A 1,620-nucleotide genomic window follows, 5' to 3' on the forward strand; every position below is an offset into this window, starting at 1 on the left:
TCTTGGGTGTCTTTCTTACGATTAGTCAACCTATATTTTTAGGTTTTTACTGGAGTGAATCTCAGAATGAACAAGTACTAGTTATCATGCATACCAAAGAACCCTAATATATACTCGTTTTTTACTAGGGGTGAGATATGATATGATGAATGAAACTATGATATTAGGCCGTTAACCGATAATCATAGTGTATATCATGTGTAATAAGGTGAAAGAGGAGTTTCAAGAACTTGTTTACACATGCAATGGACGCAACTTTATGACATTTGTTATAGGGTTGCGTTTTTAATTTATCATAATACTCAACAATGTGATTTTGTCCGTAACGTCGTTGTTTAATCATGTTTTGGATGATGAGGAAAAGGAGCTTCCGCAAATGTTTATTTCCACGTTTATTGATTTTATCTTTAAAAAAGGTTTTACCTGATTGAAAACGACGTATATCAATACCAGCAAATGCATTGAGTTGCTTGTTATTGTTAAAACGAGTAATATCTCCTATTTCAGCCATCAAGCGTACTGCAGTATTCGGCCCAATCCCAGGAATACTGAGAATGATATCATATTCTGCACGTTGCTCGGCTATATATATCATCTTGTTAATACAGCATTCTTTTTGGTGAAGAAGCTCTTGATAGCGCCTTGCGTATAATTTGAGTTGATCACACAGAACATCGTTCTGTGAAACAGCAGGATAGGAAGTTTTCGCTATTTCAAGTATTTGAATCGCTTTTTTCTCCGCTGTAATATTTGATATTTTTTTATTGGTGTTGACACGAATACGATTTTTTATAATGGTTTTTGAAAGACCTAAAATACAATCTGGATGGGGGAATAGTTGAACAAAATTTAAAAACAAATCAGATTTACTGGTAAACATTCTCTCCAATTCAGGAAATGTTAATTGGATTACTTTATGCATACGACCACGAATTATCGATAATTCACTATCTAGTTCGCTATACAATCTAGAAAGAGATTTTAGCTGGTGGAATAAATTATCAGTTCCGATAAATACCCTTCGGGTAGCTGTAAAATGAGTGAGAGCTAATCGGTGTGCGTCGCTCCGATCGGTCTTATGAATCCGTAAGGAATCACATTGTAGCTTGGCTTCTAATGGGTTTAATAAACAATATGTATACTGATTATCTTGCATAAATCGTTCTAGCTGCCTGGAATAGATACCTGTTGCTTCGAATACGATTTTAGGCAATTCACCGGTCTTATCTGTAAGCTCATGAATCTTTTCTTGTAGCTTTTTGAATTCAGGTTTAGAATGCTTAATTTCACTTTCAAATACACATTGTTTCTGTGCATTATAAATTACCATATAACTTTTACCCATACTGATGTCAAACGCAATTACGTGTTTCATAAAGTTCCTCCTTAGGTGGAATTGAAGTCTTCAACTTACACTTATCGATTCTCATTTCTTATACACGATCTCGAAGACCAACATACTAAAAACTGATTCAAATAAGGTAAGTGAAGAAGGTCAGTTTTGTATACGGATTCAGGATCCCAAGACACCCACGACCTTCTCTTCACTTCTACTATATAAAAAATAGTAGTGCGAACCAATGCCTTGGTCTGCACTACTAATCTTAGTATGTTTTGTAT

The 1,620-nt window shown here is 34.8% G+C and carries 1 protein-coding gene; it reads right to left on the minus strand.

Features of this window, described 5'->3' with window-relative positions; translation table 11 throughout:
- Positions 1 to 163: 163 nt before the first annotated feature.
- Positions 164 to 1,375, minus strand: coding sequence for an IS110 family RNA-guided transposase (locus tag D1166_RS30835; RefSeq protein ID WP_098318495.1), 1,212 nt, complete (start codon positions 1,373 to 1,375; stop codon positions 164 to 166).
- Positions 1,376 to 1,620 lie beyond the last annotated feature (245 nt).

The sequence above is a fragment of the Bacillus sp. ISO11 genome, assembly GCF_003458115.1.
GTDB classification, from domain to species: Bacteria; Bacillota; Bacilli; order Bacillales; family Bacillaceae_G; genus Bacillus_A; species Bacillus_A cereus.